Annotated in this window: 19 protein-coding genes; 10 read left to right on the forward strand and 9 right to left on the reverse strand. The window is 53.6% G+C overall.

What is annotated here, in order from left to right:
* Positions 1 to 56: 56 nt before the first annotated feature.
* The 5 genes from thpR to rlmC all read left to right on the forward strand — a co-directional run bounded on the left by thpR (position 57) and on the right by rlmC (position 10,111).
* A complete protein-coding gene (thpR, locus tag ABGI61_RS06895) occupies positions 57 to 380 on the forward strand; it encodes an RNA 2',3'-cyclic phosphodiesterase (protein WP_347598869.1) in 324 nt (107 codons plus the stop codon).
* A gap of 48 nt (positions 381 to 428) precedes the next feature.
* Complete coding sequence (locus tag ABGI61_RS06900) at positions 429 to 575, forward strand: 2'-5' RNA ligase family protein (protein WP_347598872.1); 147 nt, start codon at positions 429 to 431, stop codon at positions 573 to 575.
* A gap of 123 nt (positions 576 to 698) precedes the next feature.
* Complete coding sequence (locus ABGI61_RS06905; protein WP_347598875.1) at positions 699 to 6,539, forward strand: alpha-2-macroglobulin; 5,841 nt, start codon at positions 699 to 701, stop codon at positions 6,537 to 6,539.
* Between the two features lie 12 nt (positions 6,540 to 6,551).
* A complete protein-coding gene (gene pbpC / locus ABGI61_RS06910) occupies positions 6,552 to 8,903 on the forward strand; it encodes a penicillin-binding protein 1C (protein WP_347598878.1) in 2,352 nt (783 codons plus the stop codon).
* A 65-nt stretch (positions 8,904 to 8,968) separates the two neighbouring features.
* Positions 8,969 to 10,111 carry a 23S rRNA (uracil(747)-C(5))-methyltransferase RlmC gene (rlmC, locus tag ABGI61_RS06915; protein WP_347598881.1) on the forward strand — a complete coding sequence of 381 codons (1,143 nt, stop codon included), beginning with the start codon at positions 8,969 to 8,971 and terminating at the stop codon, positions 10,109 to 10,111.
* Positions 10,112 to 10,124: 13 nt separating this feature from the next.
* Here rlmC and ABGI61_RS06920 read toward each other — a convergent pair whose 3' ends face one another.
* Positions 10,125 to 10,439, reverse strand: a complete 315-nt coding sequence (locus ABGI61_RS06920; protein ID WP_347598884.1) for a hypothetical protein — start codon at positions 10,437 to 10,439, stop codon at positions 10,125 to 10,127.
* Between the two features lie 133 nt (positions 10,440 to 10,572).
* Here ABGI61_RS06920 and imuA point away from each other — a divergent pair, with 133 nt between their 5' ends.
* Genes imuA through ABGI61_RS06940 form a run of 4 tightly spaced genes read left to right on the forward strand, consistent with a single transcriptional unit; the run spans position 10,573 to position 16,303 of the window.
* The gene (imuA, locus tag ABGI61_RS06925; protein ID WP_347598887.1) at positions 10,573 to 11,244 is read left to right on the forward strand and encodes a translesion DNA synthesis-associated protein ImuA; all 672 of its coding nucleotides are present in this window, start codon (positions 10,573 to 10,575) and stop codon (positions 11,242 to 11,244) included.
* Positions 11,245 to 11,249: 5 nt separating this feature from the next.
* Entirely contained in the window at positions 11,250 to 12,668 is a 1,419-nt protein-coding gene (locus tag ABGI61_RS06930) for a Y-family DNA polymerase (protein WP_347598890.1), read from the forward strand.
* Between the two features lie 8 nt (positions 12,669 to 12,676).
* The gene (locus tag ABGI61_RS06935; protein ID WP_347598893.1) at positions 12,677 to 15,742 is read left to right on the forward strand and encodes an error-prone DNA polymerase; all 3,066 of its coding nucleotides are present in this window, start codon (positions 12,677 to 12,679) and stop codon (positions 15,740 to 15,742) included.
* Positions 15,743 to 15,757: 15 nt separating this feature from the next.
* Positions 15,758 to 16,303 (forward strand): hydrolase, encoded by a 546-nt coding sequence (locus ABGI61_RS06940; RefSeq protein ID WP_347598896.1) that lies wholly within the window; start codon positions 15,758 to 15,760, stop codon positions 16,301 to 16,303.
* Here the strand turns inward: ABGI61_RS06940 and ABGI61_RS06945 are convergent.
* Positions 16,300 to 17,103 (reverse strand): S1/P1 nuclease, encoded by an 804-nt coding sequence (locus tag ABGI61_RS06945; protein ID WP_347598899.1) that lies wholly within the window; start codon positions 17,101 to 17,103, stop codon positions 16,300 to 16,302. The two genes, ABGI61_RS06940 and ABGI61_RS06945, sit on opposite strands and share 4 nt — an antisense overlap.
* A 3-nt stretch (positions 17,104 to 17,106) precedes the next feature.
* On the reverse strand, positions 17,107 to 17,943 hold the full coding sequence (locus ABGI61_RS06950) for a 23S rRNA (adenine(2030)-N(6))-methyltransferase RlmJ (protein WP_347598902.1): 837 nt from the start codon (positions 17,941 to 17,943) through the stop codon (positions 17,107 to 17,109).
* A gap of 136 nt (positions 17,944 to 18,079) precedes the next feature.
* On the opposite strand from ABGI61_RS06950, the gene ABGI61_RS06955 reads away from it, so the two are divergent.
* Positions 18,080 to 18,967 (forward strand): tRNA/rRNA methyltransferase, encoded by an 888-nt coding sequence (locus tag ABGI61_RS06955; protein ID WP_347598905.1) that lies wholly within the window; start codon positions 18,080 to 18,082, stop codon positions 18,965 to 18,967.
* A gap of 14 nt (positions 18,968 to 18,981) precedes the next feature.
* Here ABGI61_RS06955 and ABGI61_RS06960 read toward each other — a convergent pair whose 3' ends face one another.
* The 6 genes from ABGI61_RS06960 to ABGI61_RS06985 all read right to left on the reverse strand — a co-directional run bounded on the left by ABGI61_RS06960 (position 18,982) and on the right by ABGI61_RS06985 (position 23,627).
* Positions 18,982 to 19,257, reverse strand: coding sequence for a DUF1653 domain-containing protein (locus ABGI61_RS06960; RefSeq protein WP_347598907.1), 276 nt, complete (start codon positions 19,255 to 19,257; stop codon positions 18,982 to 18,984).
* Positions 19,244 to 19,657, reverse strand: a complete 414-nt coding sequence (ruvX, locus tag ABGI61_RS06965) for a Holliday junction resolvase RuvX (RefSeq protein WP_440590653.1) — start codon at positions 19,655 to 19,657, stop codon at positions 19,244 to 19,246. The genes ABGI61_RS06960 and ruvX overlap by 14 nt, the downstream gene beginning before the upstream one ends.
* Entirely contained in the window at positions 19,657 to 20,214 is a 558-nt protein-coding gene (locus tag ABGI61_RS06970) for a YqgE/AlgH family protein (RefSeq protein ID WP_347598910.1), read from the reverse strand. Before ABGI61_RS06970 ends, ruvX begins: the two co-directional genes overlap by 1 nt.
* 24 nt (positions 20,215 to 20,238) lie before the next feature.
* Complete coding sequence (gene gshB, locus ABGI61_RS06975; RefSeq protein ID WP_347598913.1) at positions 20,239 to 21,201, reverse strand: glutathione synthase; 963 nt, start codon at positions 21,199 to 21,201, stop codon at positions 20,239 to 20,241.
* A 9-nt stretch (positions 21,202 to 21,210) separates the two neighbouring features.
* Complete coding sequence (rsmE, locus tag ABGI61_RS06980; RefSeq protein ID WP_347598916.1) at positions 21,211 to 21,939, reverse strand: 16S rRNA (uracil(1498)-N(3))-methyltransferase; 729 nt, start codon at positions 21,937 to 21,939, stop codon at positions 21,211 to 21,213.
* A gap of 104 nt (positions 21,940 to 22,043) precedes the next feature.
* Positions 22,044 to 23,627, reverse strand: coding sequence for an AbgT family transporter (locus tag ABGI61_RS06985; protein ID WP_347598919.1), 1,584 nt, complete (start codon positions 23,625 to 23,627; stop codon positions 22,044 to 22,046).
* Positions 23,628 to 23,788: the final 161 nt, after the last annotated feature.

Consider the following 23,788-nt stretch of genomic DNA (forward strand, 5'->3'; position numbering starts at 1 on the left):
GATCAACCTGTTAACAAAAGTATTTATGTTTTAAGCGATAGAGTGGAGCGGTGAAATTGAGATTATTTTTCAGCCTTAAATTTACCCCTGAGCAGCAACAGCTTTTGCAGCCTTATCAACAGCAGGCGCTTGATTTGTGCCCGGCAGCCAAAGCGGTTGATGTCGATAATTTGCACTTAACGCTGTTTTTCTTGGGGCAGGTTGATGCAACACAACAGCAGCAGCTGATTAGCGCAGTAAAGCAGATTACTATTCCGCCGTTTGGCCTGACACTGGACACTCTGTCAGGCTTTAGCAGGCCGAAAATTGTTTATCTGGCGCCGTCTGAGGTACCAGATGCGCTGTTACAACTTCACCAACAGCTGGCGGCGCTGTGTTAAGCAGCGGGCTTTAGCGATATCCATGATAAGTACCGGCCGCATATTACCTTGGCGCGGCACGCTGTGCGCGATGCTGCATTGCAGCAGCCGGTGGAGCCATTAACTCTACAGGTTAGTGAGTTTGCACTGTATCAGTCCGGTCAGTTTGACGGCCGTTTGCAATACCGGCCACTACAGTGTTTTTCGCTGTTATAACAACTCTTTACCAACACAGGCTTAAGCCTTAATCGCTTAACTGCTATAGTTCATCGGTGATTAACCTTCACTGCCTATACTCGCTTAACGTTTTGCTGTACTGCCCGTTTACAAGGATGGCTTATGTCTGGCTCTATTTCATTTTTTCATACTTTGTTTCGAACGCTGTTTGGTGATATTAGCTGGCGCGCGCCAGCCTGGTTTAAGCGGCTTAAACACAGCGCTAAACAGCAGCCACTGAAGTTTTACAGCGCATCGTTGCTAATATTGGCAGGCATAGCAGCCCTGACCGGCGGTTATTACTATTATCAGCAGCTACCCAAACCGTTACAGGTGATTGCCCACGTAGAGGCACCTGTGATTGGCGATTATGTTGATGATACCGAGCAGCCGACACCGCTAACCCTGCGCTTTGCGTATGATATGCCTGACAGTCCGGCACAGATCATGCCGGCAACGCCGCTATCCGCCGCCCGGCTGGATTTAATCGGCGAGGTAATCACCGCAGGCGTTAGCCTAAACCCCACACTTGCCGGTAAATGGTCATGGCAGGATGACAATAGCCTGGTTTTTACCCCTGAACAGGCCTGGCCGGCTGGCACCGCCTATACCGTTAACCTGGATAACGCCATTTTTGCGCCTGCCACCAGGCTGGCACAACGCCAGTACCGCTTTAGCACGAAGGAGCTCACGGTTGACATTGAGCAGCTGCGTTTTTATCAGCACCCCACCGAACAGGCTACACGCCAAGTAGTGGCGACACTGAATTTTAGCCACCCGGTACAGCTTGACAGCGTAAAGCGTAACCTATCACTGCTCATGCGCCCCTCTGGTGCAGATGTGAACAGTAAAGGCCAGCCACTAGGCTTTAGCTTAACGGCTGATAATAGCGGCCGTCTGTTGTATCTGCAGTCTGATGCGCTGACCTTACCCGCACAAGAGCAGTATTTAACGCTGCGCCTGAAGCCGGGCATCGCTGCTAGTAATGGCAAGGCCAACACGTCGCAAGAACAAGAACAGCAGCTGCTGATCCCTGATAAAAGCAGCTTTTTAAAAGTGGCCGAGCTTAAAACCGATATTGTTAAAAATGACGCGCAAGAGCCCGAGCAGGTGCTGCTACTAAGCTTTACTGACCGCATTAACCGCACTGAGCTGGCGCAAAAGCTGAAGCTGTATCAGCTGCCGAAGCATCCAAAGCGCAGCTCAAATTATTGGGCGCCGGGTGAAGTAACCAGCGCGGTATTGCAGCAGGCCAGCCTGCTGGATTACACGCTGCTGCCAACCCCAGAGGCGCACGACAGTGCCTTTAGTATTAAGCTGGACTTACCGCCCGGCCAAAGCCTGTTTGTCAGTCTGCAAAAGGGCCTGGCGTCATTTAATGAATTTACTTTAGCCAATGAATATCGCGCTGTGGTGCAGGCACCACAATACCCGAAAGAAGCGCGCATTAATGGTGAAGGCGCACTGCTTACGCTAAGTGGCGAGCAAACCCTGCAGCTGTTAAGCCGGGGTGTTAAGGGTGTGCGGGTGAGCTTAAATAAGTTACTGCCCGGTGAGCTGCAGCATTTTATCAGCCAGAGTGGCGGCGATATCAGTAAGCCCTATTTTTATAACTACGAATTTGATACCAGCAATATCAGCCACCGCTTCGAGAAAACCTTTACCCTGGCTAATAGCCACGCTAAGGCGGCTAATTATTTAGCGCTGCCGTTAAAGCCTTACCTGGCTGAAGCGGGAATGGGCGTGTTTTTTATTGAGCTGACAGAATACGATCCGGCGCGGCCGGATGATACCGGCCAAACGCTGGACAAGCGCGTAGTGCTGGTGACCGATTTAGGCTTACTGGTAAAACACAACAATGATAGCAGCCAGCAGGTATTTGTGATGTCACTGGCCAGCGGTAAACCGCTGGCCGGCGCGAAAGTGGCGTTGCTGGGTAAAAATGGCTTGCCGGTATTAAGTGGCAGCACCGATGAGCGCGGCAGTGTGATGCTGGGTAAAACCAATGGTTTTAACCGCGAGCGTCAGCCAGTGGTGTATCTGGTTAGCCACAGCGCTAATGGCGTCAGCGACGCCAGCTTTATTCCGTATGACAGATACAGCCGGCAGCTGGATTACTCGAAATTCGACACCAGCGGCCGCTACCAGTACGAGCAAACTGACAAAGCGCTCAGTGCCTATATGTTTAGCGATCGCGGCATTTACCGCCCAGGCGAGCAGGTGCAGCTGGCGGCGATTATCCGTCATAGCGATTTATCCGCCGCGGCGCAGCAATTGCCGCTAAGAATACAGGTGCAGGGCCCGCGCGGCGCTACCTTTTATCAGCAAAACTTCAGTTTATCCGGCCGCGGACTGCACAGCTTCAGTCTGGAGACCCAGCCCTACAGCGACACCGGGAATTACCACGCCAGTATTAGCCTGCTGGATAAAGACGGTAATGCCAGCGACTATTTGGGCTCGGTCAGCTTTGCGCTGGAAGAGTTTTTGCCTGACAGCTTAAAAATTAGCAGCCGCTTTAATCAGGCGCTGGCTAATGAGGAGCCGGGCTGGTTATCGCCAACCGACTTGGTCGCGCAGGTGCAGTTAGATAACTTATTTGGCACGCCGGCACAGCAGCGCCGCGTCAGTGCGCGTTTTGAGCTTATCCCCAGCCGCTTTAGTTTTAGCCAATATCCGGATCATGTTTTTATTGCGCCGCAGGATGAAAACGCCGAAAAAGCCGGCCGGGTAAGGCAGAGCCTGGACGATCAGCAAACCGACGCCGAGGGCAAAGCCCGCTTTGCACTGCCGCTGGCACAATACAGCGGCGGCAGTTACCGTTTGATATTAACCACCGAAGGCTTTGACGGCGCCGGCGGGCGCAGTGTGCAGCATATCAGCAGCGCCCTGGTGTCACCGCTCAATAGCCTGGTGGGGGTAAAAACCGATGGCGAGCTAAGCTACCTGAAAAAGCAGCAAAGCCGCAGCGTACAATTTATTGCCATAGATAACCGTCTGGAGCAGGTAGCGCTGGATGATCTTAACCTTAGCCTGATAGAAAAGCGGCCGCTGTCCAGCCTGGTAAAACAACGCGATGGCACCTATCAGTACCAGAGTATAGTGCAGCAGGTTAAGCTTACTGAGACCCCGTTCAGTATTGCCGCCAGCGGCAGCAACTATAGCCTGCCAACTGACACACCCGGTGATTTTGAGCTGCAGCTGCATCAGGGCCAGCAGCTATTGGGCACGCTGAGCTTTAGCGTGGTGGGCGAGGGCAATATTAACGCCATGCTGGAGAAAAACGCCGCCCTTAGCGTGAAGCTGGATAAAACCGACTACAAAGCCGGTGACTGGATAGAGCTTAATATTACTGCGCCTTACACCGGCAGCGGCCTTATCAGTATTGAAAGTGACAAGGTACACGCCTTTAGCTGGTTTAACAGCAATAGCACCAGCAGTATTCAGCGCATTCAGCTGCCTGAAGGCATTGAGGGCAATGCCTATATTAATGTCAGCTTTGTGCGTGCAGCCGACTCGGACGCGCTTTTTGTCAGCCCGCTAAGCTATGCGGTAGTGCCGTTTAATATTGACCGCAGCCGCCGCCAGCTGGCCATAACGCTTGATGCGCCTGAAGAAGTAAGGCCGGGTAAAGCCTTTACTGTGCAATACCAAAGTGCCCAAAGTGCCGATATGCTGCTGTATGGCGTAGACGAAGGTATTTTGCAGGTGGCCGGTTATGAGCTGCCCGATCCGTTATCGCACTACTTGCAAAAGCGTGCACTGCAGGTACGCAGTATGCAAATGCTTGATCTGCTGTTGCCGGAATTTGGCCTGTTGAAGCGCCAATTAGCCGGTGTTGGCGGTGATACCGAGCGTAGGGCCATGGCAGGCATGATGATGGATAAAAACCTCAACCCCTTTGCCCGGCGTGCCGAGCAGCCAGGGGTATTTTGGCTGGGTCGCTTAACGGCAGGCCCCGAGCGGCAAACGGCGCAAGTTAGCCTGCCGGCCAGCTTTAGCGGTAATGTGAAACTGATGGCGGTGGCGGTAAGTGACACGGCGCTGGGCTCAGCGGTGACCGATATCCGCGTGCGGGGGCCCTTTGTGCTAACGCCGGATGTGCTGTTAAGCGCCGCGCCGGGTGATGAGTTTGATGTTAGCATCACGGTGGCCAACGGTATTAAAGGCTCAGGCGCCGCAGCGCCGGTAAACGTAAACCTTAACCTGCCGGCTAACCTGAGTGTTATCGGGCCGGATAAGGCTACACTTACCATTAGCGAAGGCAGTGAGCAAAGTGCACGCTTTCGGCTAAAAGCCGGCCCGGCGCTGGGCAGCGTCGATCTTGGCTTCACCGCACAGTATCAACAGGGCGGGGTAACTGAACAGGCCAGCCGCAGTGTCAGTATCAGCGTTCGCCCGGCCATTGCCTATCAAACCACATTAACCGCAGGCTATGCCGACAAAGGCCCGCTAAGCATTGACACCCGCTATCCGCTGTATGGCGAATTTGCCCAGCTTAACGTAACGGCATCAAGCAATCCGCTGGTGCTGGCCGAGGCTTTTACTGATTATCTGGCGCAATACCCACATGGCTGTACCGAGCAGGTGGTATCGCAGGTGTTCCCCTGGATTGGTTTAGTGCAGCAGGACGCTTATCAGGCACAGTTGCCGGCACTGAATGAAAAATTTGCCGTGCTGGTGCAAAAACTGGCCGAGCGCCAGCAAAGCGATGGTGGTTTTAGTTTCTGGCCGGGGGGTTATCACAGTGCCGATTTCCCCAGCATTTATGTGATGCACTTTTTGCTGGCCGCGCGTGAGCAGGGCCTGGCGGTGCCTGATTATCTGTATCAGCAGGGGCTGGATTATCTGCGCGGCGTAGCGCGGCAAAGTGGCGCTAATTTATACCAGGCCAGGCTAAGGGCCAATGCCATTTACCTGTTAACCCGCAGCGGCGAGGTAACCACCAATTATCTTACTGCGCTGCACGAGCGGCTGGAAAAACAGCACCAGCAAGGCTGGCAAGGCGATATTACGGCAGTGTACATGGCGGCTACTTATCAGCTGTTGCAACAACCGGCATTGGCCAACGGCCTGCTATCAGGTTACCGGCTGGGTAAGCCTTCTGGTTTGCAAAGCCAGTATCTGGCACGTATTGCTCAGCCACTGCCCCCTTTTGCTAACCCGGCGTTTCAGTCGCAGCTAAGTTTAGATGCGCAGTATGTTTACCTGTTGGCCAGCCATTTTGCTGACAAGGCACGTGCTCTGGACGGTGAGCAGATCTTACAGCTGCTCAAGCCGGCCTTTAGCGGCCAGTACAACACCATTGCCAGTGCTTATACTGTGCTGGCATTGTCGGCCTATGCTAAGTTAAATGCCGATGCAGAGCAGACGGTACCGGCGTTTTATCAGCGCCTGGCTGATGGCAGCGAGACACAGCTTAGCCTGGCGGACAACCAAAGCGTGATACCTAAAGTGGCCTTTGATCATCAGGCAACGCAGATTGTGCTGCAAAGCCAGCAAGCGCTGTTTTATGCACTAAGCGAAGCCGGTTTTGCCAAAACCGCACCGGAAAAAGCCGTATCGGCAGGCCTGGAGCTGGTGCGCGATTATCTGGACAGCGACGGCAAGGTGGTGACACAGGCCAGCCAGGGTGATGAGCTGACGGTGCGCTTGAGGCTGCGCAGCACCGATGGCCAGTGGCATAACAATATCGCCTTAATTGACTTGCTTCCAGCCGGTTTTAGTATAGTGCGCAGCTCGGTAGCGCGGCAAAGCGGGCACTGGCGCGCCGATTATGTCGATATCCGCGAGGACCGTCTGGTGTATTACGCCAGTTTCGGCAGCCAGATGACCGAGCTGAGTTACAAAGTAAAACTGACCGCCGCCGGCGACTTTACCCTGCCTACAGCGCAGGCACAGTCGATGTACGATCCGGCGGTGCATGCCAGCACCGCGGCTGGCCGCTTTATGGTTGACGCCCGATAACCGGCGCCGACGATGTTAAGCCGGTTAAGTCAAAAAACGCGCTTATTGGCATTGGGCCTGGCTGTGCCGGTAGCACTGGTGCTGCTGGCTGTATTGCTGCTGAGCTTATCGCCCAAGCCAGAGCTGTACAGCGGTTACCGACAAAGCAGCGCCTATTTTGCCGCCGGCGGTGAGCTGTTAAGCCTGCGTCTGGCGCAGGATGAGCGCTACCGGCTGAAGGTGGCGCTGGACGATATCGCCCCTACGCTACAACAGGCTACTTTGCTGTATGAAGATCGGCGCTTTTATCAGCACTTTGGTGTAGACATCACGGCCGTTGGCCGCGCGTTCTGGCAAAGCATAGTAAAGGGCGGCCGCCGTCAAGGCGCCTCGACTATCACCATGCAGCTGGCCCGGCTACGCTATGGCCTGAATACCAGTACCTTATCCGGTAAGCTGCAGCAGCTGGCGCTGGCGCTGTATCTGGAATGGCATCTGAGCAAAGCCGATATTTTACAAGGCTATTTTAATTACGCGCCCTATGGTGGCAATATTGAGAGCGCTGCTGCCGCCAGCCTGATTTATTATGGCAAAGAAGTAAGCCGCCTTAGCCTGCCCGAAGCGCTGGCGCTAAGTGTGATACCGCAAAATCCTAACCAGCGCAGCCCGTTAAGTGCAACCGGCCGTAAGCAATTAGAGCAGGCGCGTCAGCGTTTAGCTGCGCTTTGGCTGGCGCAGTACGGTCAAACCATTGAGGCTGCCCGCTTAAACCTGCCGCTGCAGTATTATCAGCGTAGCGATCTGGCTAATCAGGCACCGCACTTTGTTAATCAGCTGCAGCAAGGTGGTGTGCTCTCTACAGCAAATACCGGTGCTGAAGGCCGCTTTTATACCAGTTTGCAGTTACCGCTGCAGCAGGCGATGGCGCAGCAGGTTAACCGCTATTTGCGCCGCCAACAGCAAGCCGGTTTTACCAACGCCAGCGCACTTCTGATAAAGCGCAGTAGCATGCAAGTACTGGCCTGGCTCGGCTCGGCCGATTTTCACAATGCCGCTATTTTAGGCCAGGTCGATGGTGTCAGCGCCCTGCGCTCGCCGGGCTCGGCGTTAAAGCCCTTTGTCTATGCCCTGGCGCTGCAGCAAGGGCTTATTCACCCGCAAAGTTTGCTCAGTGATATACCACGGCGTTACGGCAGCTTTAACCCGGAGAATTTCGACGGTAAGTTTGCCGGTCCGTTGCCGGCAACCGAGGCGCTGATTAACAGCCGCAATGTACCGGCGGTACAGTTACAAGCGCAGTTAACTGCGCCGGATTTTTATCACTGGCTAAAGCAAGCCGGGGTAAACCTGCCACAGGGGCCTGATTATTATGGCTTGGCACTGGTATTGGGCGGCATGGAAATAAGTATGGCACAGCTGGTGCAGTTGTATGCAAGCCTGGGCAATGGTGGTAACTGGCAAACGCTGCAATGGCAGGCTACGCCTGACACAACCGCAGCGCAAACACTGCTTAGCCCCGAGGCGGCTTTTTTAACGCTGGATATGCTGCGTCAGCACCCCAGGCCACAGGCCGGGCTGGTGCACAAGCTAATTGAGCAGGTGCCGGTGGCCTGGAAAACCGGCACCTCTTATGCCTTTCGCGATGCCTGGGCTATTGGCTTAACGGGCGACTATGTGCTGGCGGTGTGGCTGGGCAATTTTGATGGCAGCAGTAATCCTAACCTGGTTGGTTTAACCGCCGCTGGGCCCTTATTGTTTGAGCTTCTGGCCTTGCTGCCGGCAGATAACGACGCGACTACGGCGCTCTTTACACCATCCAGCAAGCTAAATATTCAACAGGTTGCGCTGTGTAGCCGCAGCGGGCAGTTGCCGAACAAATACTGCCCGCACACCACACCGGGCTGGTTTATTCCGGGCGTGTCGCCAATCAAGGTTTCTGACGTGCACCGCGCGGTGCCGGTGTATACCGACAGTGGCCTTAGGGCCTGTAGCCATCAGCCGCCGAAAACTGAGCTTAAAGTGTATGAGTTCTGGCCGTCAGACATCGCACGGGCTTATCAGCAGGCTGGCCTTATGCTGCAAACTGCACCAGAGTATCAGCAGCCGTGTACTTTGCTTCAACTTGCCGGTCAGCCGCCGCAGATCCGTTCACCACAGCCGGATCTGATCTATCAGCTGGGCAACACGCCACAGCAGCGGCAAATTGCGCTAAACGCCAGCTTTGATGGTGGCGTAAGTCGGGCGCACTGGTTTATCGACCAGCGGTATATCGGCGCAGTTACACCGGGGGAAACCCTGCTCTGGTCGGCTGAAGCTGGTCAGTTTCAGCTACGAGTGGTGGACGATTTAGGCGGTGTTGCTACGCAGCGTTTACAGGTGCAGTAAAAGCTTATGCTAAGGCGGCAGCTGCGCTAAAATGGCGGTGTTTTTTCTAAGATGTCGGATCTGCTATGTACTGCGCCCATTTTGCGGCTAAACGCTGTCAGTCCTGCCACTGGTTGGATAAACCCTATGCTGAGCAGCTACAGCTGAAGCAGCAACACCTTAAGGCCTTGTTAGAACCGGCAGCAGAGGTTGAGCTGTTACCGCCGGTGGCCTCAGCCGAACAGGGCTTTCGTTATAAAGCCAAAATGGTGGTGCAGGGCAGTAGTGATGCGCCTATATTGGGCATTATCAATGCACAGCGCGAGGCCGTGGATTTAGCCGATTGCCCGCTGTACCCTGCGGCGTTTGCTGCCGCTTTTAGCCTTTGTAAAGCCTTTATTCGCAAGGCGAAGTTATCACCTTATGACATTAATGCCCGCCGCGGCGAGCTAAAATATATTCTGCTTAGCCAAAGCCTGAATAGCGGCCGATTTATGCTGCGTTTGGTCCTGCGCTCGAAGAACTGCCTGGCGTCGATTGAAAAACATTTACCCTGGCTGTTGGCGCAGTGGCCAGAGCTTGAAGTGTGCTCGGTTAACCTACAACCTAAACCGGCCGCGCTGTTAGAAGGCGATGAAGAAATTGTGCTAAGCACTCAACATCAGCTGGCCGAGCAGCTAAATCAGGTGCCGTTGTATTTAACGCCGCAAAGCTTTTTTCAAACCCAGCCAGTGGTGGCGGCCAGTTTGTACCAGACCGCCGCACAGTGGGCAACAGAGCTGCAGCAAGAACAAACCTTTAATGAAATTTGGGATTTATTTTGTGGTGTCGGGGGTTTTGGCCTGCATGTGGCAACGCCAGCGCAGCAACTGGTCGGCATTGAAATTGCCCCCAATGCCATTACCAGTGCCAGCCGCTCGGCAGCAGAGTTGGGGCTTGGCAAGGTAAACTTTCAAGCGCTGGATGCCAATGCCTTTGCCAATGCTGCAGCCAAAGCGCCTGATCTGCTGCTGGTTAACCCGCCACGGCGTGGCCTGGGTGCGACACTGTGTCAGGATATTCAGCGGCTGGCACCACGCTGGCTAATGTACTCGAGCTGTAATGCGCAAACGCTGGCACAGGATTTGGCCCAGCTGACGGATTACAAGTTAGTCAAAGTACAACTGTTCGATATGTTCGCCCACAGTAGCCACTATGAAGTGCTGAGCTTATTAAGCCTTAACTATTAGAGGCCACATAAACTTAGCGATGGCCATCGAGAATACGCACGATTTCTCTACTGTGTTCAAACAGTTCGATAATAGTGCCTTCAATTTGCACGGTGATAATGCCGTCAGTAGCAGGGCGGCTAATTACTCTGGCGCGGCGGTAATAGTCTTCTGCCAGAAATTGGCCGGGTGCCAGTTTCTTCTGCCAGCCAGGGGGTAAGGGTTCACCTTTGGCCAGCTTTTTGGCCAGGCCCGGTGGTAACGGCTTATCTTTATCCGGTTTGGCTTGCACGGCAAAACTCACACTCACGGCTAAAACACATACCAGGGGAATGAAGGTTTTCATCATCATTTACTCCGTTTGTTTTCACCGTTTTTAACATACCAGGCTTAATGCCGGCTTAATTACATGCTGTGCTGCACCACTTGCATCCTGCTAGTCATGTTATATACTGTATTTGTATACAGTAATTTGGTGGTGTATGTCAGCAATTATCGCGCAATTAACCCGGCGCCAGCTGTTATGGCAGGGCAATAATCAACAAGCCGCTTATCAGGCGTTAAGCTCCGGCTTTGCTGAGCTGGACGCCCGCTTAGGTGGTGGCTTTCCGGCCTCTGGCTTAATAGAGCTGCAAACGGCTGCAGGTATTGGCGAGCTGCGTTTAATGCTACCTTATTTAAAGCAGCAGCAGGCTAGTGGCCGTTTGTTGGTGCTGATTGCGCCGCCGGCCGAGCCTTGTGCTGATATGCTCGCCGCTGCCGGTATTGATTTAAGCGCTTTACTGATTATTGCCCCGACCAATAACAAAGACATGTTGTGGACTGCCGAGCAATGCCTGCACAGTGGTTGCTGCGCTTCGGTACTATTGTGGCAGCCGCAGCTAAACCTGGCGCAGGCGCGGCGTTTACAACTGGCGGCAGAGCAGGGCGCCGCCAGTTTAATTGTGCTGCGAAAACCGGCGCAGTATTTAAGCCTGCCGGTAAATTTAAGTCTGGCGTTAACTGCCAAAGCGCAAGGCCTTAGCGCTAAGGTGCTAAAACGTAAAGGCGGCTGGGCTGGCGAGGTCATCGATATCAGCATGCAGCAGCACTGGCCGGTGCTGTGCTTAGCTGACAGTAGTGCTGCCACCGTTTTAACGGCTGTTGCAGGTTAGCCGCTATGGCGCTGTATTTGTATTTACAGTTTCCATCGCTGCTGGTCGATTGTGTCAGCCCGCTGCCGGCTAAGGTACCGCTGGCAGTAGCCGATGCGCAGCACCGTATGGTGCAGTTAAACACAGAGGCCGCAGCATGTGGCATTAGGCTGGGGATGTCGCTGGGCACGGCCGCCGCGCTCTGTGCGGATTTGCAGCTGCTGCCGTACCAGGTAGATCGGCAACAGCAGTTGCTGCAAAGTGTGGCGCAGCAGCTATATCAGCTGACAGCCGATATCGCGCTGGACCCACCGGATGGCCTGTATTTACGCCTTTGTGCCATGTTAAGGCTCTACCGCGGCCTTAACGGCTACTGGCAGGTGCTTTATAAGGCACTGCAGGCGCTGGGTTATCGCTATCAGTTTAGTTGTGGCACTACACCACTGGCCGCCAAATGCCTGGCGCGGCAGCAGCTTAACCTGTTAAGTGCCGATAGCACCGAGCTTAGCGCAGCACTAAAACGCAGCCCGCTTGTGGCGAGCGAGCTGAGCCTGCCAGCGCAGCAGCAGTTAAAACGGTTGGGTATTACTACCTTAGGGCAGTTGCTGGCGCTGGCGCCGGCCGAGCTTTCGCGCCGCTTCGAGCCTGAGCTGTTAAGCTATCTGGGCCGGCTTAACGGCGATTTTTATCATGCACTTAATTATATTCAGCCGGCACCGGGTTTTAACCGTTATATCGAGCTGTTGTACGATATTGCAGACACCAGCGTACTGACGGCACCGCTTAGTGGCCTGCTGCAACAGTTATCCATGCAACTGAAACAGCGTGATGCAGTGTGTTACCAACTGCAGCTTAGCTTGCATTTTCGCTCGCAGCGGCAGGCGATTGAACTTACGGTGGGTTCGGCGCAGGGCGAATATCTGCCAGAGCGCTGGTTAATGCTGTGTCAGCTGCAGTTATCCCGGCTTAAGCTGACCGAGCCGGTCAGCGGTATTGAACTTAATTGCAATGATTTTAAGCCGAGGCAGGCGCAAACCGCTGCTTTATTTGACAACTCAGTGGCTACCCTGTCGCCGTTGCAGTTGGTGTCATTGCTGCAGGCACGCTTAGGCTGCGATGCTGTCAGCAGCCTTTGTCTGCAAAACCAACATTTGCCCGAGCTGGCTAGCCGCCGGCAGCCGCCGCAGGGCCCAAAGCAGAGCCTGTCTGAGACAGCATTGCAGCCGGTTACGCCTTTAGCGTTAAGGCCAGCCTTTATTTTACCCAGCCCCAGGCCGTTAACCGAGCCGGTAGAAATTACTTCTGGTCCGGAGCGGCTATGCCCAAACGGTTGGCAGCTGGCGGCGCAGCGTGATTACTTTATTGGCCGCAACCACAAGGGCCAGTGGCTGTGGCTGTACCGCACGGTGTCGCATCAGTGGTTTGTGCACGGCCTGTTTAGTTAGCACTTGCCATGGCCTACGCAGAGCTGTTTTGTCAAAGCCACTTTAGCTTTTTACAAGGCGCGTCCAGCCCGCAAGAGCTGGTGCAGCAAGCCGAAACGCTGGGGTACAGCGCACTGGCACTGACCGATGAGTGCTCTGTGGCCGGTTTGGTAAGGGCTTATCGGCACATTAATGAGCTAAAGCTTAACCTTAAGTTGATTGTCGGCAGTTACTTTCAGCTCGACAAACTACAGCTGGTGCTGCTGTGCCCGGATAAAGCCGCCTACAGTGAGTTGTGCCGTATCATCACTAATGCCCGCCGGCGCAGCAGCAAAGGCCAGTATCAGTTAACGCCATGGGATCTGATGTCGGTGAAACACTGTTTGCTGCTGTGGCTGCCCTCAGGCGAGCCTGACAGCGACCAGCACTGGCTGACCTGGTTGCAAAAATACCACAGCGACAGATTATGGTTAGCGCTTAGGCGTGAGCTTAGCCATAACGAAGCGGCTTTTAGCGCTTATTGTTTGGCGCTGGCGGCACAGCACAAGTTAAGTGTGGTGGCCTGCGGTGGCGTGTTAATGCACAGCCCCAGCCGGCTGGCGCTGCAGCACTGCTTAACCGCCATTAAAGCCGGTATGCCGCTGGCGCAACTGGGCCGGCAGTTACTGAGTAATGCCGAGCGTGCGCTTAGGCCACTGAGCAAGCTTTCACGCTTATTTACCGCTGAGCATCTGGCGCAAAGCGAACTTATCGCCGCACGCTGCAGCTTTAATTTAAGAGAGCTGAAATACCAATACCCCAGCGAGCTGGTGCCAGAGGGAGAAACCGCCAGCAGTTATCTGGCGAAGCTGGTGGCGGAAGGGGCGCAGCAGCGCTTTAATCAGCAGGTGCCGGCTAAAGTGCAAGCGCTGATTGATAAAGAGCTAACACTGATTCGCGAGCTGGGCTATGAGTACTTTTTCCTTACGATTTACGATCTGGTGTGCTTTGCCAAAAGCCGCGGCATTTTGTATCAGGGGCGCGGCTCGGCGGCCAATTCGGTGGTGTGTTACTGCCTGTTTATTACTGCTGTTGACCCCGCCAAGGTTGAGGTGCTGTTTGAGCGCTTTTTATCCAAAGAGCGGCAGGAACCGCCGGATATTGATGTTGATTTTGAGCACGAGCGGCGCGAAGAAGTGATCCAATATCTGTATCAGAAATACGGCCGCGAGCGGGCGGCATTGGCTGCTACCGTAATTAGCTACCGCTTTAAAAGTGCTTTTCGGGATGTGGGTAAAGCGCTGGGGCTGCCGCTGAGTCAGCTGGAGTATTTACTAAAAAATATTCAGCGGCGGGACCCTGCTGTTAGCTGGCAGCAGCAGTTAAATAGCCTGGGGTTAAATACCGGCGCAGAGCTTACCCGGCAACTTATCAGCCTGGTGGAAGAGCTGCGCGGTTTTCCGCGTCATTTATCACAGCATGTTGGTGGTTTTGTCATCTCCAGCGGGCCCTTGTACGAGCTGGTGCCACTGGAAAACGCCGCTATGGCAGATCGCACCGTTATCCAGTGGGATAAAGATGATTTAGAAACACTGGAGCTGTTAAAAGTCGACGTGCTGGCGCTTGGCATGTTAACGGCCATTCGTAAGTGCTTTGCCTTGGTAAAACAGCACTTTCAGCAAGACTTAACCGTAGCGGGTATTTGTGGCCAGGGCGATGATGCCAGCGTGTACCAGATGATGCAGCGGGCAGATACCATCGGCGTGTTTCAGATTGAATCACGCGCTCAGATGAGTATGCTGCCAAGGCTGAAGCCCAACTGTTATTACGATTTAGTGGTGCAAATTGCCATAGTGCGGCCCGGGCCGATACAGGGCGATATGGTGCACCCTTATTTAAAACGGCGTGATGGTAAAGAAGCGGTGAGCTACCCCTCTGAGGCGGTAAAAGGTGTGCTGGGCCGCACCCTTGGCGTGCCGATTTTTCAGGAGCAGGTAATAGCGCTGGCCATGGTGGCCGCCGGTTTTAGCGGTGGTGAAGCCGATCAGCTGCGCCGGGCTATGGCCAGCTGGAAGAAAACCGGCGAGCTGTTGCAGTTTAAGCGCAAGTTGATAGATGGCATGCAGCAACGCGGCTACCCGCTTGACTATGCCGAGCGTATTTACCAGCAAATTTGCGGCTTTGGTGAATATGGTTTTCCCGAGTCGCATTCGGCCAGTTTTGCCGTGCTGGCCTATGTGTCTGCCTGGCTTAAGTATTACTATCCGGCGGCGTTTTGCGCAGCCTTGTTAAACAGCCAGCCAATGGGATTTTATTCGCCATCGCAATTATTGCAGGATGCACGTCGCCATGGTGTCACTGTGCTGCCGCTGTGTGTTAACCACAGTCAGTGGCTGCATAGCCTTGAGCAGCAAGGCAAGGCTATCCGGCTGGGGTTAAAGCAAATTAAAGGCCTAAGCCAGGCTGGCGCAGAAACGCTGGTCGCCAAGCGCCCGCTAAACGGCTATCGCAGCCTGACTGAGCTAAAACAGTTGGGCTTAAGCCGCGCCGATTTACAGGCACTGGCCAGTGCCAATGCGCTAAAGGCATTAAGTGGTGACCGCTATAACAGCCGCTGGCAACTGCTGGATCAGCAGCATACCTTGCCGCTGTTTGCCGCAGTGGCCGAGCCGCAAACCGCTTATCTGGCCCCACCAGACGCGCTGGCCAATGTACTGGAAGATTACGCCGCCACCGGGCTTAGCTTAACCCAGCACCCGCTGGCGCTGCTGCGCCGTGCTAATAAATTGCCGCGCAGCAAGCAGGTGGCAGAGCTTAGCAGCGTAAGGCACAACAGCCCGGTGCGGCTAAGTGGCCTGGTGACGTTGCGCCAGCGGCCCGGCACTGCAGCAGGGGTAACCTTTATGTCGCTGGAAGATGAAACCGGCACGGCCAATGTGCTGGTGTGGCTGGCTACTGCTCAGGCGCAGCAGCAGGCGTTTTTGACCTCGACCATTTTGCAGGTCGATGGCATTTTGCAGCGCGAAGGCGAGGTGGTGCATATTATCGCCGGTAAGCTGGTTGACTTATCGCCACTTTTGGCTGAACTTAGGTTAGCCGCCCGGCATTTTCACTGAAGCAAAGGGGCTTGTATGCTAGTTAATCCAGCGCAGAGTCAGGTATTACTGATTGATATTCAGCAAAAGCTGGCACCGGCTATTTACGACGGCAAAGCGGTAGAGCAAGCCGCGGCCTGGGTGCTGCAGGTAGCGTTACAGCTGGATATCCCGCTATGGGCCACTGAACAATACCCGCAGGGGCTTGGACATACAGTGCCGGCGTTAGCCGAGTTAATTCCGCCTGAGCGGGTGCTGCAAAAAATGCACTTTAGCGCTTTAAGAGAGCCGCTGATTGTCAGTAACTTAGCCTGCACTGAGCGTAAGCAGGTGGTCGTGCTGGGCACGGAAACCCATGTCTGTGTGCTGCAGTCGGTGCTGGATTTACTGCAGCTGGGCTATCAGGTATTTGTGGTGGTCGAGGCGGTAGGCTCGCGCACTGAGCAAAATAAACAGCTGGCGCTTAGCCGTATGCAGCAGTGCGGCGCTTATATAATCAGCAAAGAAATGCTGGCGTTTGAGTGGTTAGAGCGCTGCGGTACCGATACCTTCCGTCAGATCAGCAAAGGCTGGATCCGTTAACCTTTAGCAGCTTTATCAGCCAACAGCTGCTCAAGCAGCATAGCCAAACGCACTGCAGCTTGCAGCAGGCGCTGCTCCAGTACCGGCTGTTGCTGCGCTACATAATCTGCATCAATCAGCATGCCGGGTTTATAATCACGATAAATTGCCTGAGTTATTTGGGCCGATTCGTTGGCCCAGGCGAGTACCTCTGTGTGTTGCCACTGCGCCTTAAGCTGCCGGCCTTGTTCGCTGTTAAGTTGGATTAACAGTGCGCCGGCTTTGGCGGCATCGTCTTCATAGCCTAACTGCTTTAGCATGGCAAAATCCCACACGCCGTGCAGGTTATTCGGTTGCCCGAAAAAATACACCGCTGTGCGGTTACCGCCTAAATCATCAGCAAAGCTAACATGTAGCGGCTGGTGTAAATCGGCAATAAAATGGGCTAAAAACAGCAGCGCCTGCCAGTCGGTGTTATCTTGCCTCAGGCGCTGTTGCATAGTGTCAATGGCTGACAAAATACAGCCCTGCGCCGGGCAATCTGCCGGCGTAACCTGGTGTTTATCGCGGGCAAAATTGACAAAATGCAGCGGCGCGCTCCAGCGAAACTCCGGCTGTGAGCGCACCTCATCGGGCCAAACACAGGCGCTGGCAAAATCGGTATAGCCGGCTTTATTGGATAAAACGTCCAGCTGCTGACGGCTGTTGGTGCTAACCAGCTGATACGCCATACCACATACCAGCTGATGGCCTTTAGCGCCAAAGGCCAGTGCCTGTGCCGGGCTGAGTATCAATAATATTGCCAACAGAAACTTTTGCATGTTTTACTCGGCTACCAGCTGGTGCACGCTAAAATCGCCAGCCGGGCTTAAAAGCGGGCTAAGCTCGGTTAACGCTTCCCGCATGGTGTTGGCCAATGTATAGGGCGGATTAACCACCAGCATACCGCTGCCGGTCATACCAAAACCGCTGCTGTCAGGCAGCGGGCAATATTCAATGCGTAGCATATCTTTAATGCCTGTCGCCACTAAGGCGCTGATAAAGGCTTCTACCGCCGCACGCTCTATTACCGGGTACCAGATAGCATAAGTGGCTTGCGGAAAGCGGCTATAAGCCAGGCTCAGGCTGTTTACCACATCCTGATATTCGGTTTTCAGCTCGTAGGGTGGGTCTATCAGCACCAGGCCGCGTTTATGCAGCGGCGGCAGCATGGCTTTAAAACCAGCCCAGGCGTCCATGTTTTCAATGCGGCTATGGCGGCGGCGGACAAACTGGCTGGCCAGAATAGGGTAATCGCTTGGGTGCAGTTCAGTGGCCTGAATGCTATCGGTATCACGTAGCAACAGGGCAGCAATTTTTGGTGAGCCGGGGTAAAACGCCAGTTCGCCTTCCGTGTTTAGCTGCTTTACCAGGTCAATATAATGCTGCAGCGCCGGGTTTTGTGCACTGTAGTGCCACAGCTTACCAATACCGGTTTGATACTCACTGGTTTTTTGTGCCTGCTCGCCGAGCAAGCTATACAAGCCGGCACCGGCATGGCTGTCGTGGTAGCAAAAGGGTTTATCTTTTTGCAGCAGGTAATCCAGAATAGCCACCTGCACCAGGTGCTTAATAACATCGGCATGATTGCCGGCATGAAAACTGTGTCGGTAACTCAGCATAATTAGCCCTGTAGCGGCAAAATCAAAGGTCGCCAGCTTACTGCGCGAGCAGAAAAATACAAGTATTGTCGTGGCGTAGCTGCTAAAATTCGCCGCATTAATGATTGCCAGCCTTAAGGCTGATACAGGAATACCGATGTCGCAACAGCGCCCGAATAAGAACAAAACCGCCAACCCGTTACATAAGCCATGGACCAAAACCGATAAGGCGGCGGGACAAAAGCCCAGCCGCACTGCGGCAGCGGTTAAACCTCAGCTGGCTAAAGTGCCGCAGGCGAAAGTGAAGGCGGTGCTGGACGACGAGATTAAAGTATATAGTGCCAATGCTTGCCGGGTATTGTTTCAACAGCGGCCGGAGGCGGTGATCCGCTTGTATGTGTCGGAGAAAATGGCACCTAAATTTGCTGATGTGATGAAATATTTAGCAGCGACTAAAAAAGCCTACCACATTGTGGATGACGCTGAGCTTGAAAAAGTTGCCGCCAGTGGCCATCACGGCGGCGTGGTGATGCTGGTAAAGCGTAAGCCTATTGTCACCTTAGCGCAGTATTTGCAGCAGGGCGGCCGTAAGCGGCAAGACTGCTTATTGGCGTTAGACGGCGTGGGCAATGCCCACAATTTAGGCGCAATAACGCGCAGCTGTGCCCATTTTGGCGTTAGCGGCGTGATTATGAAGCAACCTGAGCTGTTGCAGTCTGGCGCGGCGCTACGCACGGCAGAGGGTGGGGGCGAGTTTGTCGAGGGCTTAAGCTGCGACAATCTGCCACTGGCGTTAAAGCTGTGTAAAGATGCCGGCTACACACTTATTACTACCTCCAGTCATGGCGGCAGCTCGTTGTATCAAACCAAATTACCGGCCAAGGTGGTAATCGTATTTGGCGAAGAGATGTTTGGCGTGTCACAAAACGTGGCAAAAAGCGCCGATATTGCGCTGCAAATTCCGGGCTCTGGCAAGGTAGAGTCGTTAAACGTGAGCGTGGCAGCCAGTTTAATTGTTGGTGAGTGGTATCGCCAGCAGTTGTGATTTACAGCGGTAACTCAGGGCCGTGTTGTGCCGGGTGGCGTATCCTGCACACCCGGTGGCAGGGTGTTACCTATATACTGAAAACGTGGCAAGAGCTCACCGGCTATTTCAACGTTTTCAGTAAACATGTTAAGTGGTCGTGCCCACAGGCCGTAGTCGCCGTAAAGGGCGCGGTAAATCACCAGCCACTCTTCTGTTTCACTGTGACGGGCGCAATCCATTACCTGATAATAGGCCCCTTTGTAATGCTGGTAATAACCTGCTTCCAGCGGTGGTTTATTGTTGTTCATACCAGCTCTCAAAGATAATCTTCGCCGACAGGCTGTCTACCTTGTCCTTCGCCAGGTTGCGATAGCCACCCTCGGCAAACAGCATGCTGCGGGCTTCTGTGGTGGTGAGGCGCTCGTCATGCAGCGCTACCGGCAGGCCAAAACGGCCATGCAGGCGGTTGGCAAATTTACGCGTGCGGGCAGTAAACGGCTGCTCAGTGCCGTCCATATTCAGTGGCAAACCCACCAGTAACAACTGCGGTTGCCATTCTTTGATCAGTTTTTCTATTAGCGCCCAGTCGGGGGTGCCGTCCTGGGCTTTTAACGCGCTTAATAACGAGGCGGTGCCGGTAAGCTCCTGGCCTACCGCGACGCCAATACTTTTGGTGCCATAATCGAAGGTTAAAATGGTACGGCTCATCAGGCGTGTCCGGCCTCGTTGGTCAGTTGCCACGGCTTAATCCCCATCTTGGCGGTAGCGCTTTGCCACTTTTCAGCATGGGTCAGATCAAAAATAATGCTGCTGTCGGCCGGGATCACTAACCAGGAGTTGTCGGCAATTTCCTGCTCTAGCTGACCCGCTGTCCAACCGGCGTAGCCCAGCGCCAGTATAAACTTGTCTGGCGCGCGCTCGGTGGTTAAATCAAACAGAATATCTTTTGATGTTGTCACCATCAGCTCGTCACTGAGCGCCATACTGCTGCCATAACCGGCTTTGGCGGTATGCAGCACAAAGCCTCTGTCGTGTTGTACCGGGCCGCCGGCGCAAACATGAGCCTGGGCAGCCGGGCTTTGGCTGTCAAATTCAATTTCCAGTTGTTTGAGTAAATCCGCTACCTTGACCTCCAGCGGATGGTTTATCACTATGCCCATGGCGCCTTCTTCGTTGTGCTCGCAAATATAGGTGACGCTGCGTTTAAACAGCGGATCGTCCAGCGATGGCATAGCAATTAAAAAATGATTCTGAAAATTCTGCATAGTGACCTCGATACATCTGGGTTGTCACTGGCGGGCTGCCAGCAGCTGTTCAATCTCATCAAATAACATGGCGGTAATACTGATTGGAAACGCCGCTTCAATTTCGCGGATACAGGTTGGGCTGGTGACATTAATTTCGGTCAACTTGTCACCGATGACATCTAGCCCTACGAACACTAAGCCTTTAGCTTTTAACGTTGGCGCTACCGCATTGGCAATGGCCCAGTCACTGTCTGACAGGGGGCGGGCTTCACCGCGGCCACCGGCCGCTAAGTTACCGCGGGTTTCGCCACTGGCCGGAATGCGTGCTAAGCAGTATGGCACAGGTTTGCCGTTGACCACCAAAATACGTTTATCGCCGTCGCTAATTTGCGGGATAAAGCGCTGCGCCATGGCATAGCGGCTGCCATGCTCAGTGAGGGTTTCAATAATCACGCTGACGTTGGCATCATTTGGCTTTAAGCGAAAAATAGAGGCGCCGCCCATGCCATCCAGCGGTTTTAAGATCACGTCCTGCTCGGCCTGATAAAAAGCTTTTAGCCTGGCCGGGTCGCGGCTAACCAGGGTTTTCGGCGTAAATTGGCTAAACCAGCTGGTGTACAGCTTTTCATTAGCATCGCGCAGGCTTTGCGGCTTGTTCACTATTAACGTACCTTCATCTTCAGCCCGCTCTAACATGTAGGTGGCGTAGATGTACTCGGTATCAAACGGCGGATCTTTGCGCATTAAAATGACATTAAGCTCGCTTAACGCTATATCCTGTGTGGCGCCGAACTGATACCAATTAGCCGGATCTTGCTGCACAGTTAAATGCTTGGTACTGGCTCTGGCCTGGCCTTCAAGCAAGTACAGATCAGCCATTTCCATATAATGTATTTCATAACCACGTTGCTGCGCCTGCAGCAGCATGGCGAAGCTGGAGTCTTTTTTGATATTGATGGCGCTTATCGGGTCCATCACTATGCCAAGCTTAATCGGTGTTTGCATGCGTTATCCTCAGGCCAGATCGCCAAATTGTAGTTGCAATGCACTGATCGCGGTAAGGGCAGCAGTTTCGGTGCGCAGTACACGTGGCCCCAGCTGAATACCGGTAAAACCGGCAGCCGTAGTTTGCGCCATTTCCTGCTCGCTAAAGCCACCTTCCGGGCCAATTACCAGGCGGATCTGTGTATTGGGTATTAACGTCTTAATGGTGTCTTTTGCCCACGGATGCAAGGTTAGCTTTAATGCTTTTGTTTGCTGCGCCAGCCAGCTGTCCAATGTAATGGCCGGATGCACTATCGGCACTATACTGCGACCGCTTTGCTCACAAGCACTGATGGCGATTTTTTGCCACTGCTCGTTGCGTTTACTCAGCCGCTCGCCATCAAGCTTAACGCCACAGCGCTCGGTAAATAGCGGGGTAATTTCAGTGACCCCAAGCTCAACGGCTTTTTGAATGGCGAAATCCATTCTGTCGCCGCGGGAAATGCCCTGGCCCAAATGTATGCTAAGTGGCGACTCGACCGGGTTGTCGTGCTTAGCTGTAGCGATAACCCAGACCCGCTTTTTATCGCTGTTGCTGATGTTGGCGCTGTAGTTAAAACCATCGCCATTAAACAGCTGTAGCTCGCTGCCAGTTGGCATACGCAGTACACGGCCAACATGGTTGGCAGCATCGTCATCAAGTTGAAATTCGCTATTCAGGGCTATAGCGCCGCTGTGATAAATTCGGGGTATACGCATAGCTTAGTCGCACAGAGAAAACAGGCTGCTATGGTAGCAGGCCGCCTTGTTTAGCAACAGAAAAAACAAACCCTGCCGGGGCAGGGTTTGTTGAAGTGGTAAGCTTAATTCGCAGCAGGGTAGGTGTAACTTGAACCTAAGCCCAGCGGAATATCCAGCGCCCAGAAGCCCAGCAAGAAGGCGGTCCACAATACCAGCATCACCACAGAGTAAGGCAGCATCAGCGCGACCAGGGTGCCGATACCGCTGTTTTTCACATACTTCTGGCAGAACACCACGATCAGTGGAAAGTAAGGCAGTAAAGGCGTGATGATATTGGTTGAAGAGTCACCTACGCGATAAGCCGCTTGGGTTAAGTCGGGTGAAATACCCAGCTCCATCAGCATAGGCACCATAATAGCGCCAATCAGTGCCCATTTGGCTGACGCAGAGCCGACCACTAAATTTACCAATCCTGACAGGAATACTATACCCACCAGTGTCATACCAAGCGGCAGGCCCATTTCTTTTAATGCGTTAGCACCTTTCAGTGCCAGTAATACGCCTAAATTAGATTGGCTAAACGCATATAAAAACAGTGCACAGAAGAACGCCATAACAATGTAGTAACCCATGCCGCTCATGGCATGGCTCATGCCTTTTACCACATCGCGATGGTTTTGCACTGAACCTGACACATAACCATATACAATACCTGGCACCAGGAAGAAGATAAAAATAATGCTGACAATAGACTTCATTAATGGCGCAGCGGCAGTAAGCAGTGGGTTTACACCGGGTAATACTTGCTCAGGTTTAGCCGCCCATGGGGTCACGTCTGGCACCACTATTGTTAGTATCAACAAGGCTGTTACCGCCAGCATAGATAAGCCCGCAGCCCTTAAACCACGCAGCTCGTTCGGTTTGAGTGCTTCCATGGTAACCATTTGAGAGGTATCACCATCGACTCTGGTGCCTTTTAAGCGTGGCTCAATCACTTTATCGGTGAGTACCCAACCGATAATCACGATCAGGAAGGTTGAAGCCGTAGTGAAAATGTAGTTGTTCAGCGGGTTCACGGTAACGCTCGGGTCTAAAATCTGTGCCGAAGTTTGCGTTAAACCTGCCAGTAATGGGTCTAAGCTTGACGGCAGGAAAAAGGTGGCCGAGAAACCGCCGGATACCCCGGCAAACGCCGCAGCAATACCCGCCAGTGGATGACGCCCGGCAGCGTAGAATATAACGGCGCCAAGCGGCACCACTAACACATAGCCGGCATCTACCGCGACATGGCTTAGCACGCCTACCGCAACCAGCACTGGCGTTAACAACATTTTTGGCGTAACGCTTAAGATTGAGCGTAAGCCGGCATTAATAAAACCGGTATATTCCGCGACACCCAGGCCCAGCATGGCGACCAGCACCACACCTAAAGGCGGGAAGGTAACAAAGGTATTGACGATACTGGAGGTAAAGTTGGTCAGCGCTTCACCAGAGAGTAAATTAACAATTTGTATTTGCTGACCAGAGCGCGGGTCGAGCTCGGTAAAGGTGACACCGGAGAGCAGCCAGGAGATCACCCAGACCACAACCATTAATAAGGCAAAAAGTACGGCAGGGTCAGGCAGTTTATTACCGACCACCTCAATGGTATTTAGCGCACGGTTAAGCCAGCCGGCTTTTTCAGCAGTGGCAGTTTGTTCAGACATAGTGGTTCCTTTCTTATAGTTTTTAAAGCGCTGTGCAAGGCAACACAGGACCCTGGTATTTTTTACAACGGCTTATCATACACAAAAAGTGCCGGATGATAAGGCTAAACTGTGGTTTATCCGGTAAGGCGATTAAAATAGCAGCTGAAAAAAAGGAGAGC

The sequence above is a fragment of the Rheinheimera fenheensis genome (assembly GCF_039871805.1).
Classification (GTDB): domain Bacteria; phylum Pseudomonadota; class Gammaproteobacteria; order Enterobacterales; family Alteromonadaceae; genus Alishewanella; species Alishewanella fenheensis.

Bases quoted from the DNA above. Each gene is read 5' to 3' on its own strand.
- ABGI61_RS06950 (WP_347598902.1), bottom strand. From the start codon at position 17,943: ATGCTGAGTTACCGACACAGTTTTCATGCCGGCAATCATGCCGATGTT.
- ABGI61_RS06945 (WP_347598899.1), bottom strand. From the start codon at position 17,103: ATGCAAAAGTTTCTGTTGGCAATATTATTGATACTCAGCCCGGCACAG.
- ABGI61_RS06935 (WP_347598893.1), top strand. From the start codon at position 12,677: ATGGCCTACGCAGAGCTGTTTTGTCAAAGCCACTTTAGCTTTTTACAA.
- imuA (WP_347598887.1), top strand. From the start codon at position 10,573: ATGTCAGCAATTATCGCGCAATTAACCCGGCGCCAGCTGTTATGGCAG.
- rsmE (WP_347598916.1), bottom strand. From the start codon at position 21,939: ATGCGTATACCCCGAATTTATCACAGCGGCGCTATAGCCCTGAATAGC.
- ABGI61_RS06970 (WP_347598910.1), bottom strand. From the start codon at position 20,214: ATGCAGAATTTTCAGAATCATTTTTTAATTGCTATGCCATCGCTGGAC.
- gshB (WP_347598913.1), bottom strand. From the start codon at position 21,201: ATGCAAACACCGATTAAGCTTGGCATAGTGATGGACCCGATAAGCGCC.
- pbpC (WP_347598878.1), top strand. From the start codon at position 6,552: ATGTTAAGCCGGTTAAGTCAAAAAACGCGCTTATTGGCATTGGGCCTG.
- ABGI61_RS06955 (WP_347598905.1), top strand. From the start codon at position 18,080: ATGTCGCAACAGCGCCCGAATAAGAACAAAACCGCCAACCCGTTACAT.
- ABGI61_RS06940 (WP_347598896.1), top strand. From the start codon at position 15,758: ATGCTAGTTAATCCAGCGCAGAGTCAGGTATTACTGATTGATATTCAG.
- ABGI61_RS06920 (WP_347598884.1), bottom strand. From the start codon at position 10,439: ATGATGAAAACCTTCATTCCCCTGGTATGTGTTTTAGCCGTGAGTGTG.
- ABGI61_RS06905 (WP_347598875.1), top strand. From the start codon at position 699: ATGTCTGGCTCTATTTCATTTTTTCATACTTTGTTTCGAACGCTGTTT.
- ABGI61_RS06985 (WP_347598919.1), bottom strand. From the start codon at position 23,627: ATGTCTGAACAAACTGCCACTGCTGAAAAAGCCGGCTGGCTTAACCGT.
- ABGI61_RS06930 (WP_347598890.1), top strand. From the start codon at position 11,250: ATGGCGCTGTATTTGTATTTACAGTTTCCATCGCTGCTGGTCGATTGT.
- ruvX (WP_440590653.1), bottom strand. From the start codon at position 19,657: ATGAGCCGTACCATTTTAACCTTCGATTATGGCACCAAAAGTATTGGC.
- rlmC (WP_347598881.1), top strand. From the start codon at position 8,969: ATGTACTGCGCCCATTTTGCGGCTAAACGCTGTCAGTCCTGCCACTGG.
- ABGI61_RS06960 (WP_347598907.1), bottom strand. From the start codon at position 19,257: ATGAACAACAATAAACCACCGCTGGAAGCAGGTTATTACCAGCATTAC.